The organism is Lactiplantibacillus sp. 3062 (assembly GCF_055413545.1).
The window spans coordinates 508,485-524,726 of the sequence record NZ_JBVAYE010000002.1; the positions used below are offsets into that span (position 1 = coordinate 508,485).

Consider the following 16,242-nt stretch of genomic DNA (forward strand, 5'->3'; position numbering starts at 1 on the left):
GGACTCGCGGCGATTTTGTTGCTCGTCGTTACACTTCGTACTGCGATAATTCTTCTAAAAAGATAATTTCATGGTTCATCTGATGGTACTGATTCCGATAATAATTATCTTTGATATTCAATAGTAAATTGATCTTAGCATACCAGACCACTCGCGTCCGTAAGGCGGTCGTCATAGTCTCACCGTATTCACTAAGCCACTGTTGCCAATCACTTAACGGGACATATTCGCATAGTAGCATACTAATATCTGACGCCGGATCCGCAAATCGTGCGGAATCCCAGTCAACCAAGTACAGTTGTTGGCGATCAGATAGTAACCAGTTCTTGTGGTTAAGATCACCGTGACAAACGCGATAATCAGTGGCCGGTAAAGTGGGTGCGGTTCCTCTTAATTCATCCAGAACCCGGGCCATTAACGGATGGTGCCGTAAATCATCTGGTAAATCTTGTAAGTATTGCTGAATAAAGTCTTGTGGGCGGACACTCTGACCACCGACTTTTCTTAACATCCGGTGAAGCAACTCGGAATTGTGCACACGTGCCAATAAATGCGCCACTTCAGGCAGCCGCATTTGTTGCTTCGTTAAAGTTTGACCATTCAACCACTCTTGGGCTGTCAGCGTATCCCCGCTTGAGATACGCTTCGTCCAGATTAATCGCGGGGTAATTTCTTCCATCGACAGCGCCGCTAGGAACGGCGAGGCGTTTCGCTTTAAGAACAATCGTTGGTGATTTTTTTTGCCCATGAAAGCTTTATTCGTATTCCCATAGATCGGGTAAACGTCCCAGCCATCATCAAGTTCGAAATCCATCAGCCCCACTCCTCTCAAAATTTATTTAATGACTCATTATTATTTGACTTAACAATCACATTTTATAGACGAAAGTTGAATCCGTCAAGTCCTTTTTAACCCTTGATACATCAAGGTTTTAAGCTAATCTTAATTTTAAATACCAAGTAACTAAGAGATAGATTTCAATCACGTTAATGATGAGCAAAATCCCAACTTGAGCTAACGGTGCGTTGCTTAACCAGAACGCAACTAAAAAGATTAATCCCGTCAAACTTAACACGTTTCGCAATAACCGCTGAAAGTTTTTCAACCGCTGTTTAGTTGCCAGCGGATAAATGTGCGTAAAAACTATATTATCGTATTGCTTGTAAAACGGCAACAATTGAAACCCAATCAAGTAAATAAATAAGGCGTCCAACGCCATCGCTAACCAACCGTGCCCACTAAAGTACAGTAGCACCGCACCAATAACTGTCAAACGAACCACTAACCCGCTAAACTCCGTGCCGCGCAACATGCCACGTGTATATAGGTAGCCAAACGCATGCTGCTGGTCCTTAGGTAACCACCGTAGTAACCAATCCAGGTACCGACGACGTTTGACACTGCCTTGCACCATTGGTACATCCGTAAATAAATTAAAGAATCGATAAATCCCTAACATACGGTTGGCTTCGGCTTTGATGTCGTCACGCCAAGCAATCACCGTGGTCGACCAAATTCGTTGGTGCAAATAACGTTGTCCCACCGCAATCGCGATGGCCATTGCGGCACTCAACCACGGCGTCACTAATAGTCCCACTGCCAACGTGACGAACGCGCCGGCCCAGTTCAGGGGGCGCAACCACCGCTTCATGCTTGGCTTCACTTGATAGAGATGCGTCACGCTCAGCGTTAACTGGGCATCCTTTAACGCCAACTGGGTGATGAGTAACGCCAGCAACGACCAGCCCGTCATCTGATCAACGATCATGAGCAACGGCACGGTCAAGCCAACAAAAATCACTTGGACTGCTTGCGCCAACCACCAACTGTAGCGCCACGCTTTCACGAAGTACGCATGCACATCCCGTTCACGTGGTAACAGGAAAACGGTATCGGCCGGTTCTAATAACGTTGCGATATGACTGACACTTAGACCCGCCCATAATAAGAGACCGAGCACCCAGACGATCCACGTCTGCTGAGGGCCAAGCGTCTTGAGCCAATTGGAATAAGCCAGCCCGAGTCCGCCGACAAAAAACATTAATGCAATGACAAAGTGATCATTGAACACCAATCTTAGGTAGCGCAACATCCGACGCAGATGCCGCTGCAACCGCGTTTGAAATAACTCATTCATCACGGGTCACCCCGGTCAATGAAAGATAAATATCGTTTAACGACTCACCCGCATCCGGATAATTCGCTTTGATTTCAGCAAAAGTCCCCTGTGTCTGTACTTCACCAGCATGCAATAATACAAACTTATCACAAGCTTTTTCAGCCGTGTCCAAAACGTGCGTCGACATAAGGACAGCGGCTCCCTGTGCTTTGACTGTCGCAATCAATGCCAACAAGTCGTGCACCGCCAAAGGATCCAGTCCTAAGAAAGGCTCATCAATAATGAACAACTTAGCGTTAGTGATGAACGCACAAACAATCATGACTTTCTGTTTCATTCCCTTTGAGAAGTTCGCGGGGAACCAATCCAACTTGTTAGCCAATCGGAAAGTTTTCAATAAGTCATGAGCCCGTTGCCAAGCCTGTTCTTGGTCTAAACCATACGCCAGCATCGTCATTTCTAGATGTTCTTTTAATGTTAACTCTTCATATAAGATAGGTGTTTCTGGAATGTACGCAATTTGGCTTTTATAGCTTTGAGGATCTTGTGCTAATGTCACGCCATTGAGCGCAATTGATCCTTTCATGGGCGTCAACAAACCGATAATATGATTAATGGTCGTTGACTTACCGGCCCCGTTAAGTCCGATCAAGCCCACTAATTCACCGGGCTCAACTTGAAAACTAATATCTTTTAAGACGGGAATTTGCGAATACCCACCAACTAAGTGTTGTACCGCTAATGTCATAACGTTAACCTCTTTCTGTGTTGGTATAAGTGCTCCCATTATAGCATAGCCATCACGACACCCTCTATTTGGTTGGCTCATTGATCCCCGACTTTACCGAAACTTCAGTAATTTGTCGTCAATCAAGCTACCTAGTTTTGATTGCCGCAACATCGATAGTGTATAATGAACCCAACTAATAAATAAAGAAGGTTATCACATGACAGCTTTTGAACCAAAACTCGATGACGATTGTATCTTTTGTAAAATAATTAAGGGCGATATTCCGAGCTATACCGTTTATGAAGACGACATGGTCAAAGCCTTTCTTGACATCTCGCAAGGTACTCCTGGTCACACCTTAGTCGTACCGAAGACGCACGTTGCCGATATTTTCGGTTACGATCGTGATCTTGCCAGCATCGTGTTTGCGCGGATTCCTGAAATCGCCCGCGCTATCAAAGCAACTGACGAGAATATTATTGGCATGAATATCGTTAACAATAATGGTGCGGTCGCTTATCAGTCCGTCTTCCACTCCCATTTTCACCTCATCCCCCGCTACAGCGATAAAGATGATTTTCGGATGATCTTTAAGGACAACGCCAAAAAATATGACGAAACCGACTACACTCGCTTACAGAACGCCATTAAAACTGAATTAGCTAATTAGGAGGTCTCCCATGGCAAAGTTTATTCGTAACAGCCTGATCGGTCTGGGTCTCAGTGCTGCTACCTACATGTTGATCAATCAGAAAACACCTAAAGCGCTCTACACAGACATCAAAAGTTACGTGCAAGACGTTTTAGATGCTGCTGATAACTTACAAGACGCACGTGAAGAGTTTAGCGATGCCCAGAGCAATCTCAGTGTTCAAATGGCCCACGCTGCGGAAGTTTTTGATGACATTCAGACTGAATTGGATAAATTTCAATTTAAGATTGAACCCCACGTAACCATCATGAAAAAACGTGCGGATCACTTACAAGACACTTTAGACCATTTAACCAAGACAACCGACTGAGCAAGTAATCGTGAGGTCGCATTAGGCCCACGATTCTTTTGTTTGCTATCTTAACAAGCTGATTTCGTTTAAATTCACTGACGCATTAGGTAGAATTTATGAAGAGGCTGTGAAATCTCTGAAAATTTTGTAAAGATTTCCATATGCATGCAGAAGCTTTAATAGATATGGTATAGTAGTCGTTGAAGTCTGCTAACGCAGAACGATTTCAAGAATAGGATGTGTTTTAGGAATGAAGAAATGGCTCATTGCCCTTGCTGGTGTCTTACTAACCTTCACCTTAGCTGGTTGTGGTAGCAAGACCGTTGCATCAACTTCCGGTGGTAAGATTACCGAAAGCCAATATTACAGTAGTATGAAGGGAACCTCTTCAGGTAAGCAAGTCTTGCAACAAATGATCCTGAATAAGGTGCTCGAAAAGGATTACGGCTCAAAAGTTTCGACTAAGCAAGTGACGAAGCAATATAATACTTACAAGTCACAATATGGTAGTTCTTTCTCAACCGTCTTATCGCAAAATGGTTTGACGACCAAGACCTTCAAGGAACAATTACGTTCTAACTTATTATTGAAGGAAGCCGTTAAAGACAAGGTCAAGATTACTGATAAAGCTTTGAAGAAGCAATGGAAGTCTTACGAACCTAAAGTCACGGTTCAACATATCCTAGTTGCCAAATCAGCAACTGCTGACAAAGTCTTAGACGCTTTGAAGAAGGATTCTAGCCAAGCCAACTTTACGAAGTTAGCCAAGAAGTATTCAACTGATACAACGACTAAGAATGATGGTGGTAAGTTATCAGCCTTTGATAACACTAACACGAGCTACTCATCTAAATTCTTAACGGCTGCTTTCAAGCTGAAGAACGGTGAATACACGACTTCCGCTGTTAAGACCAGCAACGGTTATGAAATCATCCGGATGATCAAGAACCCTGGTAAGGGTAAGATGTCTGATCACACCGCTGATTTGAAGAAACAAATTTGGGACAATGATATGAGCGACTCCACTGTCTTACAAAACGTTGTTTCTAAAGTGCTTAAGGGTGGGAACGTTTCAATCAAGGATAACGATTTGAAGGATATCTTATCGTCATACCTTTCAACCTCATCTTCATCAAGCTCTAACTAATTAAATTAATTAAGCCACCCTGACGTTTAACATGTCAGGGTGGCTTTTTTTGCGTCGTACTAAGTCTAGCGCGTCAAGCATGAATTATTATTGCGCTAGAAATATACGTCTCTATTTAGCAGATCAATCAGCTGACAAGTTAATTATGATTAATCATTTCACGCACACTTCGCTAGTCAGTCTAATTATTCAAAGTCATCAATAAAAATTTATGATTTTATTATCCCCTATCGCCAGCATTGGCGCAAATATCAGTGCTATCACAATAAATTCAGAACCCCCTCGGAACATAATAAGCTAAGACTAATTGCTAATCATTAAATATATGCATAAAAATAGCCGCAACCTAATAGATTATGCTAGCCTTATAGCAACGATAAACGCAAGACAATCTTCTGGCCAGGAGTTGATTATCGTTACCAAACATTTGTTGATCACCGCAGGCACGGACAACCAAAAAGGAGCGATCCATCATGAAAAAAACAGTGCTTACCGCGACCATGTTGTTAAGCTTACTAGGAATGCCCGCCGTCATGGCAACCGCCGATTCAACTGCGAACACAACTACTAATTTGGAATTGACAGAAAATACTGGACCAACTATCCCAGTAGATCCCACTAACCCGGCCAATCCACAAGTTCCAGAAGATCCAGACAATCCAGCTACTGGTAATACTGGTGCTCTAACATTAGACGTGGCTCCTCGAACTTTCGACTTCGGCTCCGTTCAAACTTATGCCGCCGAACACACTTATAAGGCCACGACGACCACTAATGGGCAACAATATTTACAGGTCACCGATAACCGTGGGACCGATGAACAGGGTTGGACCGTAACCGTCGAGCAAGATCAAGATTTAACCGAAACTAGTGGAAGTTCACCGCATGTTTTGACCGGTACCACCATCCACGTACCAGCCGGGATTGCACGTAATAGTCTGGCAACTGACCCTACGGCGGTCGATACCAACCTGACGACTACAGCTGCCGATGTTACCAATACGAGTGGTGCCGTGACCGTTTTTAATACAACGGCCACTACCGGCGCTGGTAAAGGCACTTCGGTTAAAGTTTGGGATCCAAGTGATGTCACTTTGACGATTCCCAAAAACACGGCCAAACCAGGAGCCTACAGCAACACTTTGACATGGACCTTGACCGCTGCTACCCCTAGCTAACCATAAGGAGGGATTGCCATGTTTAACCGCTTTTGTCTTAGTACGGGGTTAGCGATTTTAGGGTTAATGGCAACCAGTTTGACGGCTCTCGGGGCAACGACTAATGGTACCGTGACTTTTCAAGATGATACTAGTGCCACGGCCCCAGTTGATCCCACTAGTCCCAACGTCCCGTTGACAACCACCGATCCGAATAATCCGGCAACTAACAATACCGGAACATTGACCCTCGATGTAGCCCCAAAAACTATCGACTTTGGTACCGTCACTACGTCCAACGCAGCCAAAACTTACACTGCAATTGGCAACTACAATCAATATCTACAAGTCTCGGACAAACGCACCACTGCCAACGGCTGGCAAGTCAACGTTAAGCAAGACCGGACGTTAACTAACGCTAGTAATAATCACGTGCTGACTGGTGCGGTGATTCACCTACCCCAAGGAACTGCGCGTAATTCGCTAAACGAGCCCGCCTCAGTAGCCGATTCCAATTTAGTTGTTGCCCCCAGTGTAAGCGTCACCACCGCTGACCAAGTCGTTTTCAGTGCCCCCAACCGGGCGGGTGTTGGTAAAGCCACTTCCACAAACACTTGGAACGCGGGTGCCGTGACCCTTTCAATCCCCAAGCTGACAGCCCAAGTCGGTAACTACACGAACAACTTAGTTTGGACGTTAGTCGCCGCTACCACTAACTAGGAGGTAATCATGAAAAAATTGATGTGCTTATTCGGCGTAATTGGTGGCTTGGTTTTCATGAGTTGGACCTCACCAAGCGTCCAGGCCACCGCTACCAATGCCGAAGTTCAATATAGTGTTAACAAAATCAGTCCCGGCCAAGAAGTCGATGCTAGCAGTCCGTTTTTCGACCTTAAGGCCAAGGCGGGCACCACTCGTAAAATTCAGGCGCGGGTCTATAACCCGACTGACCAATCAATTACGGTCAAGACCCAGCTACTCACGACATTTACGAATGATTCAGGCCAAATCGCTTACACCCAAACAGCCAAACGATACGATGCCAGCTTAAAATATCGTTTTGATCAAATTGCGACTTTGGCAGCCGGTTCCGATAAAGTCACGGTCCCCGCCAAAAGTAACCGGGTCGTCAGCGCCACAATCAACATTCCCAAAGGATTCGATACCGGTGTAATCTTAGGCTCATGGTACTTCGAAAAAATGGGGCAAGGCGCGAAAAAAGCATCCAAGGGCGTCAATATTAACCAAAAATATAGTTATGCGTTAGCGGTTAAACTGACGGCCAAAGAAATTGCACAGCCTAAGTTGACTTTGGGGACGGTCACTCCCGGATTACGCAACTATCGCAAAGTCGTGCTCGCGACCATTCGGAACCCAGAACCAGCAGTGGTCTCGCAATTAAAACTGACCACTAAGGTCACGAGAAAAGGCAGTTCCAAGGTACTCTATCAGAACAGTAGCGACAACTTGATCATGGCCCCCAATTCGAACTTCACTTACCCCACTTTTTTAGACGATCAAGTCATGCGGGCGGGTGATTATACCTTATCCGTCACCGCAACGACTAACGACTCCAAATGGGCCAAAAAAACTTGGCATTGGTCCCGGGACTTTAAGATTACGACTGAACAAGCACGTCAAAATAATCAAAAAGCCAAGAATGACCCGGCCGCCCCCATCAGTATCTGGTGGTACGTCCTAATCGTCATTGTAATTGCTGGCTTATCCGCCGGAATCGTTTATCTAATTATGAAACGACACAATCGCAGAACCTAAATAAGCAGTTAATTTTAGATTATCTTCTAACTTGGTACTCAAACAAGGAGGTTATCGTTATGGCTAAATTCAGGCGGCTAGTTTTACTATCATTAAGCCTTGGACTAGCCCTCGCTGGTGGCTGTCGGAGTCCCGATGCCCTAGCGGCTACCCCAACTGACACTAGTGTGACATTGACCGACTGGCAAGCCGGGACGGACCTGACAAACTTCCAGCACCCCCGTCCCTATCAATATCTAGCGGTGCCCAACATCATCGCCACTGCTAATCAACAGGCTTCGACTCAGACACCATCATCCGCGGCAATACGTCCAGATAAATCAGTGCTACCACAAACGAATGAAGCCCGCCAACTGTTAGTCTGGTTAGGTCTGTTGACAGCTGTCTTAGCCGGTTGGCTCGTGTGGCTCATGCAACGCCGAAGGGAGTGAGCAATTTGCAACGACCACGAAGATTAATAACGGCTTGGCTCGGGTTACTCGTTCTCTTAATGAGTCTACTCGTTGTCAACGGCGGTGCCATTTATGCGACAGCGACCACCACGGCCACACCAATCAAATTCGAGGAACCACCCACGGAATTAGTGATTGGGCAACCTTTTACACTTCAGTTGGCCGTACAAGGTTCCCAGGAACACCAAGTCATGGTCGCTATTCCTGAGGCCCTCACCGTTGACCAAACTAAAACCCGGCAAGCCAACAGAGCGAGCCTCGCTGAGCTGGATTTTGATGCTGACAACCGGAAACTAACTTTGACGCCATCTGATCCGACAGCCAGTACCACGTTCGATTTGGTATTGAGTGCCAGTGAAGCGAAAACCTACAAAGTGACCGCGGAAGCACTGATTACTGGGCCAGCATTAGCGACCACTACCGCTTCAGCTGTCGCCAGTAGTGAAAAACCGACGACCCACACCATGACCGCTGAACCAATAACTTTCACCGTGGCCGCGGGCTCCGCAGTCGACTCACCTCCTGAAGAAGCCGGCACTGAATCAGCACGTGAGGTCAGCAATGATGCCGAAAGCACCTCTTCGGCCAGTCAAGACCCGACCACTGACGATTCGTCAGCAACAGCAACACAAGCGGCTACCACGAAACGTGATGACAACAATGCCACAAGCAAATCGTCCGAACAGTCGTCTAGTACCACCGCGACATCGGACCCAACTGCTGACAACGACACTGCTACTAGTCGCACAGCGCAGGCTGATTCGGAAGTAGAACGGACACCGAAAGCGACTAAAGCGACTGCCACCAAAGCCGCTAATGATATCACGACCGCCGCAATCGTGGTCAATCCAGATGGTAGCACGACCGTCTCAACTTACGATGATTTAAAATCAGCGTATACCAATACCGCCGTCACGACGATTAAATTGGGGGCCAACATTACCCACACGTCAACAAGTGCTACAGAATTAGGCACTCGTACCACCAGCCTGACAATCGACGGGCAAAATCACAGCCTTGATTTCGGCATCGGCAACTTCACATTGGGTTCCACAACCACCGCCCAGACAATGACAGTAAAAAACTTCAGTAGTATTCGTGGCGCAATTGCGAGTGGAACGAGTAGTGGTGGCGCCGCCGGAATCATTCAAAGCGGGACCGATGGTGGGGCTAATGCTGGTGGTGCCCGTTGGACGATTACAGTGACCGATTTAATCACTACCAGCGACGTTTACCGCCTAGTCAACGCTCCTGGTAATCAAGTCAATGTCAGTGGCGCAGTCACCGCAACAACTGTCGCTGAAAACATGATTACTGGTGGAATGACCTTTGCCGCCAACAGCACGTACATCGGTCGCAAGGCTAATAGCAGTGCCGCCAACAAAGCTTTCTTCAACTTCACGGCAACTAGTACAGTCGGGACTGGAGACCGTAAAGTCACCATTGGCAGCGCAGCCAATGTTAACTTGCTAGGCAGCGCATCAGACGCGACTCGGGGTATTTTCTATGACCAGTATGATGCCGTCACGGTGGGTACCAATGCTATCCTAACCGCCAAGATGTACGGTAACGTCTATCGGGCAGAAACAGCAAACGCGTTTACCGCCAACGCTGGCAGTAAGGTCACGTTTGAGAACTTAGCCACAACTAGTAGTAATGCGCTCTACTACGTTACCCCGTTGATTCCGCTTGGCAATAACAGTACGTTTACCGTGACGGGTGGCGAGTTGTATATCACTAGTAGTGGTTCAGCCCCCATTTTTGGTGGCTACATGTCCGGTTTGAGCGTCTTGCTAGATTCTCCTAAGGCCTACGACATTAAAAATACGGACTTTGCAATTCTCGTTCAAACGGGTTCAATCGTCGAGACGACCATTAAAAGTTTCAAAATCACGAACAGTAACCTGAGTATGTGGTCATTGTCCTTATTGAACCTGTTGAGCGCCAGTGTGACCTATCAAGGGATCACCGCCATCGAACAGAACGGGGTCCTGATTACCAACAGCGGTAGCGTCTTACCGGGACTACTCACCTTCTCGGCTGCGCGCCGAATTGCGAACACCCTCTCATTACCGACTGTGCAATTCAGCTCACCGTATACGAGTGACTTGAACGCCCAGCTCGTCACCAATGCCGACAAGAAGGTCCGCGTTCGCGTTATCACCGGTTATACAGAATCGAATGGCACACAAACGCCGATTTACGCTGGAACGGGCACGGCAACCGTCAAGTTAACAGATGATCAAGGCGCAACGCAAAGTGGTACGACTGACAGCAGCGGTTACGTTAATTTCACCTTAGATCATTTTCCAACGGCCGGCACGACTATGACAGCTCAAGCAACGACCACCTATACTTCAGATCCTGTCACCATAACCGTCCAAGATAAGACGCCACCGACGCCGGTAACCGTTAAAGATGGAAAAATCGTTGCCGACCAAAAAACGATTGCCAGCGGTTCCACGACGACGGCTGGTAACACACTTCGTTACACGGTTAACGGGACCTCCGCAGCTGATAGCAACGGCAATGCCATCACAGCAACCGCTGCCAGTGATGGGAGTTGGTCCCTTGCGATGCCAGCCACTAAATTAAAAGCTAACGACGTCATTCAGATTTTTGTGAAAGATAGTGCGGGGAACGAAAATCCGGTCACCAGTACAACTTATCATGATTCCACGTTTGCCGCCGCTACCCAATACACCGTCGCACCGGCAATCGGCCCGACAGCACCAACTGAGCCCGAGCACCCTGGTACGACCAATACCAGTGGGAGCGAAAACACTGGGACCGGTAATACGGGCGAACTTCGTTTAGACTACGCGCCCAGCCAATTTAACTTTGGCAGTGTCACAACAAGTATGCAGCCTAAAACTTACGCCGCCCAGACAATCAACGGTGTCGCGAAACAGTGGCTCCAAGTTTCGGATAATCGGTTAGCAACTCATGGTTGGACCGTCACTGCCCGTCAGAACAGTCCTTTTACTAGTACTAGTGGCGCCCAACTCACCGGCGCGAAGTTACACATTCCTGCCGGGCAGACCTATAATGAACGCGCTACGGGCCAGCTCAAAAGCTACGCGGTCGATCTCACAACCGCCGAACAACCCGTCTTTGCAGCCCCAGCAACGGCCAACGTGGGGAAAGACCTTTCAACCAACGTCTGGCAACCCACCCAAGTTCAATTGACCGTTCCTGGCAACACCGCCCAAGCGGGCCAAACCTATAACACAACCGTAACTTGGACGCTAACGGCTAACGTGACGAACTAACGATTAAATATGCCAAACTGAGGCTCCTCGGCCGTACACCTTAAGTACTGGCCCCAACTCTAGCAATTGGAAGCGCGACTTCAAAGCACCATTAGATCACCACAATAATTGTCGATTTCATCACTTAAATTTGACCGTCGCTGGATTGCCCATCATTATTGATGACGCGACGGTTTTTTCCTGTGAGTTCCTAATGAGCTAATCATCAGTAACCACTAGTTTTCCATGTCATATACTGAGCTTAAGCAACACATCAACTTAAAATTGCCAAGTCCGTATAATGGGCTTGGCAATAATCAACCTAGTTAGTGGCTAAAGTTTGTAACGCCTGTAAACTAGCCGTACTGAGTACATCCACCGGCTGGCTTAATCCCGGTTGAAAGAAAAAGTCACCATAGGCTAATTGCTCGAGCGTTGCTCCCATCTGGATTGCGAGCGAAACGGTATTGATGACCGCCGTTAATTCTGCTGTAGACATTATTTGTGCACCTAGTATCCGATGAGTTTTATCATAAAACAACTTAAAATGAACGGTCGCATTCAATCGAGCTGGTGCGGATGCCACCAATCGGGGAACCGCGATGTAAGTTGCTAACACCGGTTGTTGCATACGGACAGCTAGTTGCGTGTTTAGGCCCGTAGCAGCAAAGTAATATCCCGCCGCATTAAGCGCGGACGTTGCCTGAACGCCGGGAAACACAATTCGCTGATCCGTTAACAAGTTATGCGCTAATAACCGACCGGCATGACTGGCCGCGCTGCCTAAAGTGATCCGCTCTTTAGTACCCGTGGGCGTAAACCGAACTTTAGTCGCATCGCCAATCGCGTAAATATCTGGAACACTTGTTTGAAAATAATCATCCGTCTCAATTAATCCCTCAGAATCTAGCGCCAAAGTTCCCCGTAGCCATGCAGTATTCGGTCGATTGCCGACTGCGACAAGGACTAAGTCGGCAGCATACTGACCACGATTCGTTTGTACCGCTGTCACGTGTGTTGAACCTAATACGGCCGTCACCCGCTCTTCCATCTTTAATTGCAGCCCATTCTCAACACTCGCTGCAGCTAAAATTTGCGTAAATTCTGAATCAAGATTGTGACTGAATGGCCGAGCGTTCACATCAATAACAGTTACTTGCTTGCCGGTTTGTTTAAATAAGGCTGCAAAATTCATCCCAATATAGCCGCCTCCAATCACGACCACGTTTTTAATGGCTGCTGACTTAGCGGCCAATTTTAACTCATTGATGCTGGCACGGTTTTGAATCGATCGAACACCAGATAATTCGGCTCCGGGAATCGGTAACTGGATTGGTAACGATCCAACGCTCAATACCAATCGATCGTAATGATCAGTCTGTAATTGCCCCCGTTGATTACGAGCAGTAATCGTGTGGGTCGCTGGGGTAATTCTTGTGACCGTCGTTTGGTTGAATAGAGTCACCTGCTGGGACAAGGCCAACCGCTCTTTTTCAGCATCCGCCGGAGCCCAATCCAAAGCCGTCGCGAATTGCCCGTGCTCGTACCAATGAATCTCATTATCCGTATTAGCTGCTAATAAGCCATTGACCGTTTCGCGGCCGCCATGTGCAGCCCCGACAATAATAATTTTTGCCATATTTTCCGCCTCTGATTACTTAAATTATTGTTAACAACGCTATTTAAGATACACGTTGTCTTTAACTACAACAATCGTTTGGCTACGGAAATCACTATTATTAAGGCACAAAAAGCAGTAAACTGTTTCTAAAACCAATTAGGAGATCTTTTTGTGACCCAACTCAATCAACGTCGACGTGGCAACCGACTGGAAAACGCGATTTATGACACCACCTATACCCTGCTTAGTCAATACGGCCTCGACCAGGTCACTTTTTCACGAGTAGCCACTGCGGCCGCTACCAGCCGCAGTGTTCTTTATCGCTACTGGGATTCGACCTTTGACCTCATCTTTCATACTATTATTCATCAAATACAAAAGACTCCCATTGCACTTACGACCACGCCATTAGATACTGGCAGTCTTCGTACCGATCTCATTCTGTTAGCGCAACGCTTTATCCAACAAACTAGTACGGGGCCCTTCCGCTATTTTCGGCTATTGTTTGCCACAGCCTTGAACGCGCAGAACCAGCGCGATCTCACGCAGTTAGTGACTCAAATTGATCATGCCAACTTGACCTTGATCGAGCCACTTCTGACGAATGCACAAAACCACGGTGAACTTCAGATTTGGCCTAACCAAGCCGCACAATTAGTATTGTTTCAACAATTACGGTACTGCGACATCATCAACCAACCGATGAACACTGATCAGCAACTCACCAATCTCATTGATCAAGTCGTTTTGCCGGCATTGCGAGCAAGTGGCGTTGCTAACCGGCATTTTCATCATTAAAGAACCTCTTCCTCACAAGTCAAATAAAGTCTGATTTCCTAGCCCATACTGCGTTGGAAATCAGACTTTATTTTTAATATTGAACCAGCGTCACCCTTAACTAGCCAAAACCAGGCGACGCCCCCCTTTACCCGTCTAACAAATTGTAATCTGGCGCTTATTGACGATAATCTGCCCTTCAGCCGCCAATTGTTTAAACTGACGACTCAGGGTTTCGGGAGTAATCCCCAAAATATTCGCCAATTCCTTCTTCTTCAACGGCAATTCAAATTCGATTTGTCCGGATTCAACGGCACAATCGCGCAAATACGCCATCAAACGCGCTTTAGCATCCAGCAAATCTCGTCGCAATTGATTCTTCTCAGCTTCAATCAATTGGTTCCCAAAATTATTGATCATTGCTAATGATAAACTGGCTGATTCACCTAATAATCGCTGAAAATCATCATATTGAATGGAACAGACCCACGCATCACTCGTGGCTTGAATAAATCCCTGATTCTCATGCGGTGCAAATAGCCAGTGTTGTCCGACGACATCACCACTACGCAACAACTCAATAATTTTCTCCTTACCATTAGCAGCTAAGGCATAAATTTTAGCCATTCCCTCATCTAAAATGAGCATGCCTTCCTGATGGTCGAGTGGCTGACGAATCAACTGCCCTTTTTGATAAAATTTCCGGTGATGGGTCACCGTGATTAATTTGGCTTTCACCGCTGGCGCTAGCGGTGAAAATAATGGTGAACGACTCACACAATCCATTTTTGAATGCATAATTTCTCCTTTTCTTGATCTATGTCAATTTTTATATGATTAGACTAGCATATACTGACCATATAATGAAGAACTGGAGGAATTATTCATGACTAAAAAATACGTTGCTAACATCGTCCCGCTGAACGCCGAAGGAATCGGTACTGCCCCACACGGCACAGCGACTTTCACTGAAACTGGTAACCAATTACACGTCACCATTGAAATGTTCGATACCCCGGCCAACACGCAACACTGGGAACATTTCCACGGCTTTCCAGATGGCAAAGCGGCACAGATTGCTACTATGGCCCAAGATGTCAATCACGACGGCTTTGTAGACTTGCCTGAAACTGAACCTGTTTCTGGGACGACGATGGTCCCATTTGATAATGCGCCCCATCATATGGACGTACCAAATGATAATTACCCAGTTGCCGACGCGCAGGGCCACTTCGCTTATGAAATCGATGTGCCCTTAGGCGACCTACAGGCTAAGTTCAAAGAAGTCTTCGGTACCGATGACTTAGAACTAGACAAGCGGGTCATTTATATTCACGGCGTCCCACAAGACTTAGCCCTACCTGCATCAGTCGCTGGTGAAGTGGGCATGTATGATGCTCACGTAACCCTACCAATTGCAGTTGGTAAGATTGAGGTTACGGAAGACTAGGCAATTATTACTTAAACTCACAACCAAAAACTAAGACCGCTTACCACTATCAGTTAGTAGTGGTAAGCGGCCTTAATTTTTTATGAAATCAGCAAAAGCAAATCCTTTATTTGAATTGCACGATATCATTACTATGTTAGACTATTTTTAACCAACATTAAATTGAGGTGTTTTCAATGACCAACGAACAACGAGTTATTCATATTATTAAAACAACTCCTGCTTTAATGACGATTCTTCAATTAATTCAAGACTGTCATTTAAAACAAGGCGCATTGGCGGCTGGTAGCATCCGTAATACTGTTTGGCAAGTACTCAGCGGGCAGCCAGTGATGTTCAACAGTGATATTGACGTCGTCTTTTTTGATCCTGAGCGACCAGCCAGCGATGATTTAAAAATCTATCAGCAACTTACTGATAAAGCCCCACAATACCAATGGCAAATAAAAAATGAGGTCTATATGGCACATTATAATTTTGATAAGGATCCCGAATTCACTTCCGTTACCGATGCAATTGGTCACTTTGTCGAAGTTCCAACTTGTATTGGCGCCTTTTTAGACGAAAATCAAATCAAGCTAATCGCCCCATACGGTGTAGACGATTTGATAAACTTTCGCTGTTCCCCAATCCCCTACTATCGCCAGGATGCCAAGCACATGGCAATCTATCAGCAGCGAATGGCACAGAAGCAGTGGCATCAACAATGGCCCAAGTTACAAATTGATGGTATTTGAAATATTATGCATACCCTTAA

General features: G+C 46.4%; 16 protein-coding genes. 11 read left to right on the top strand and 5 right to left on the bottom strand.

Annotation, left to right across the window (positions count from 1 at the left end):
• Nucleotides 1–28: 28 nt before the first annotated feature.
• The 3 genes from ACWQAU_RS05440 to ACWQAU_RS05450 all read right to left on the bottom strand — a co-directional run bounded on the left by ACWQAU_RS05440 (nucleotide 29) and on the right by ACWQAU_RS05450 (nucleotide 2,868).
• A complete protein-coding gene (locus ACWQAU_RS05440) occupies nucleotides 29–814 on the bottom strand; it encodes a phosphotransferase family protein (RefSeq protein ID WP_003640254.1) in 786 nt (261 codons plus the stop codon).
• Between the two features lie 118 nt (nucleotides 815–932).
• Nucleotides 933–2,138, bottom strand: a complete 1,206-nt coding sequence (locus ACWQAU_RS05445) for an ABC transporter permease (RefSeq protein WP_003644278.1) — start codon at nucleotides 2,136–2,138, stop codon at nucleotides 933–935.
• Entirely contained in the window at nucleotides 2,131–2,868 is a 738-nt protein-coding gene (locus ACWQAU_RS05450) for an ABC transporter ATP-binding protein (RefSeq protein WP_003644277.1), read from the bottom strand. Before ACWQAU_RS05450 ends, ACWQAU_RS05445 begins: the two co-directional genes overlap by 8 nt.
• Nucleotides 2,869–3,067: 199 nt before the next feature.
• Here ACWQAU_RS05450 and ACWQAU_RS05455 point away from each other — a divergent pair, with 199 nt between their 5' ends.
• The 8 genes from ACWQAU_RS05455 (at nucleotide 3,068) to ACWQAU_RS05490 (ending at nucleotide 11,658) form a co-directional block, all read left to right on the top strand.
• Nucleotides 3,068–3,520 carry an HIT family protein gene (locus ACWQAU_RS05455; protein WP_003640251.1) on the top strand — a complete coding sequence of 151 codons (453 nt, stop codon included), beginning with the start codon at nucleotides 3,068–3,070 and terminating at the stop codon, nucleotides 3,518–3,520.
• A 10-nt stretch (nucleotides 3,521–3,530) separates the two neighbouring features.
• Nucleotides 3,531–3,872, top strand: coding sequence for a YtxH domain-containing protein (locus tag ACWQAU_RS05460; protein WP_003640250.1), 342 nt, complete (start codon nucleotides 3,531–3,533; stop codon nucleotides 3,870–3,872).
• A 232-nt stretch (nucleotides 3,873–4,104) separates the two neighbouring features.
• Nucleotides 4,105–5,001 (top strand): peptidylprolyl isomerase PrsA, encoded by an 897-nt coding sequence (locus ACWQAU_RS05465; RefSeq protein WP_003640249.1) that lies wholly within the window; start codon nucleotides 4,105–4,107, stop codon nucleotides 4,999–5,001.
• 473 nt (nucleotides 5,002–5,474) lie between these two features.
• Entirely contained in the window at nucleotides 5,475–6,179 is a 705-nt protein-coding gene (locus tag ACWQAU_RS05470) for a WxL domain-containing protein (protein ID WP_003640248.1), read from the top strand.
• Between the two features lie 18 nt (nucleotides 6,180–6,197).
• Entirely contained in the window at nucleotides 6,198–6,878 is a 681-nt protein-coding gene (locus ACWQAU_RS05475; protein ID WP_003640247.1) for a WxL domain-containing protein, read from the top strand.
• Between the two features lie 9 nt (nucleotides 6,879–6,887).
• The gene (locus ACWQAU_RS05480) at nucleotides 6,888–7,934 is read left to right on the top strand and encodes a DUF916 and DUF3324 domain-containing protein (protein ID WP_003644276.1); all 1,047 of its coding nucleotides are present in this window, start codon (nucleotides 6,888–6,890) and stop codon (nucleotides 7,932–7,934) included.
• A 59-nt stretch (nucleotides 7,935–7,993) separates the two neighbouring features.
• Complete coding sequence (locus tag ACWQAU_RS05485) at nucleotides 7,994–8,365, top strand: LPXTG cell wall anchor domain-containing protein (protein WP_003640245.1); 372 nt, start codon at nucleotides 7,994–7,996, stop codon at nucleotides 8,363–8,365.
• 5 nt (nucleotides 8,366–8,370) lie between these two features.
• Nucleotides 8,371–11,658 (top strand): WxL domain-containing protein, encoded by a 3,288-nt coding sequence (locus tag ACWQAU_RS05490; RefSeq protein WP_027822067.1) that lies wholly within the window; start codon nucleotides 8,371–8,373, stop codon nucleotides 11,656–11,658.
• Nucleotides 11,659–11,959: 301 nt separating this feature from the next.
• Here ACWQAU_RS05490 and ACWQAU_RS05495 read toward each other — a convergent pair whose 3' ends face one another.
• A complete protein-coding gene (locus tag ACWQAU_RS05495; RefSeq protein ID WP_027822068.1) occupies nucleotides 11,960–13,276 on the bottom strand; it encodes an FAD-dependent oxidoreductase in 1,317 nt (438 codons plus the stop codon).
• Between the two features lie 153 nt (nucleotides 13,277–13,429).
• Between ACWQAU_RS05495 and ACWQAU_RS05500 the strand changes: the two genes are divergently transcribed.
• Nucleotides 13,430–14,056 (top strand): TetR family transcriptional regulator, encoded by a 627-nt coding sequence (locus tag ACWQAU_RS05500; RefSeq protein ID WP_003640242.1) that lies wholly within the window; start codon nucleotides 13,430–13,432, stop codon nucleotides 14,054–14,056.
• 135 nt (nucleotides 14,057–14,191) lie between these two features.
• On the opposite strand, the gene ACWQAU_RS05505 is transcribed toward ACWQAU_RS05500, so the two are convergent.
• Nucleotides 14,192–14,833: a Crp/Fnr family transcriptional regulator gene (locus ACWQAU_RS05505; protein WP_003640241.1), complete on the bottom strand. Its 642-nt coding sequence runs from the start codon at nucleotides 14,831–14,833 to the stop codon at nucleotides 14,192–14,194.
• Between the two features lie 88 nt (nucleotides 14,834–14,921).
• On the opposite strand from ACWQAU_RS05505, the gene ACWQAU_RS05510 reads away from it, so the two are divergent.
• Together ACWQAU_RS05510 and ACWQAU_RS05515 are read left to right on the top strand one after the other, a co-directional pair.
• Nucleotides 14,922–15,485: a hypothetical protein gene (locus ACWQAU_RS05510; protein ID WP_003640240.1), complete on the top strand. Its 564-nt coding sequence runs from the start codon at nucleotides 14,922–14,924 to the stop codon at nucleotides 15,483–15,485.
• A 176-nt stretch (nucleotides 15,486–15,661) separates the two neighbouring features.
• Entirely contained in the window at nucleotides 15,662–16,222 is a 561-nt protein-coding gene (locus tag ACWQAU_RS05515) for a nucleotidyltransferase family protein (RefSeq protein WP_003640239.1), read from the top strand.
• Nucleotides 16,223–16,242: the final 20 nt, after the last annotated feature.

What these genes read in the sequence shown, in the direction of transcription:
- ACWQAU_RS05495 (WP_027822068.1), bottom strand. Translation starts at nt 13,276, where the DNA reads ATGGCAAAAATTATTATTGTCGGGGCTGCACATGGCGGCCGCGAAACG.
- ACWQAU_RS05455 (WP_003640251.1), top strand. Translation starts at nt 3,068, where the DNA reads ATGACAGCTTTTGAACCAAAACTCGATGACGATTGTATCTTTTGTAAA.
- ACWQAU_RS05440 (WP_003640254.1), bottom strand. Translation starts at nt 814, where the DNA reads ATGGATTTCGAACTTGATGATGGCTGGGACGTTTACCCGATCTATGGG.
- ACWQAU_RS05510 (WP_003640240.1), top strand. Translation starts at nt 14,922, where the DNA reads ATGACTAAAAAATACGTTGCTAACATCGTCCCGCTGAACGCCGAAGGA.
- ACWQAU_RS05450 (WP_003644277.1), bottom strand. Translation starts at nt 2,868, where the DNA reads ATGACATTAGCGGTACAACACTTAGTTGGTGGGTATTCGCAAATTCCC.
- ACWQAU_RS05445 (WP_003644278.1), bottom strand. Translation starts at nt 2,138, where the DNA reads ATGAATGAGTTATTTCAAACGCGGTTGCAGCGGCATCTGCGTCGGATG.
- ACWQAU_RS05505 (WP_003640241.1), bottom strand. Translation starts at nt 14,833, where the DNA reads ATGCATTCAAAAATGGATTGTGTGAGTCGTTCACCATTATTTTCACCG.
- ACWQAU_RS05480 (WP_003644276.1), top strand. Translation starts at nt 6,888, where the DNA reads ATGAAAAAATTGATGTGCTTATTCGGCGTAATTGGTGGCTTGGTTTTC.
- ACWQAU_RS05475 (WP_003640247.1), top strand. Translation starts at nt 6,198, where the DNA reads ATGTTTAACCGCTTTTGTCTTAGTACGGGGTTAGCGATTTTAGGGTTA.
- ACWQAU_RS05485 (WP_003640245.1), top strand. Translation starts at nt 7,994, where the DNA reads ATGGCTAAATTCAGGCGGCTAGTTTTACTATCATTAAGCCTTGGACTA.
- ACWQAU_RS05460 (WP_003640250.1), top strand. Translation starts at nt 3,531, where the DNA reads ATGGCAAAGTTTATTCGTAACAGCCTGATCGGTCTGGGTCTCAGTGCT.
- ACWQAU_RS05465 (WP_003640249.1), top strand. Translation starts at nt 4,105, where the DNA reads ATGAAGAAATGGCTCATTGCCCTTGCTGGTGTCTTACTAACCTTCACC.
- ACWQAU_RS05515 (WP_003640239.1), top strand. Translation starts at nt 15,662, where the DNA reads ATGACCAACGAACAACGAGTTATTCATATTATTAAAACAACTCCTGCT.
- ACWQAU_RS05470 (WP_003640248.1), top strand. Translation starts at nt 5,475, where the DNA reads ATGAAAAAAACAGTGCTTACCGCGACCATGTTGTTAAGCTTACTAGGA.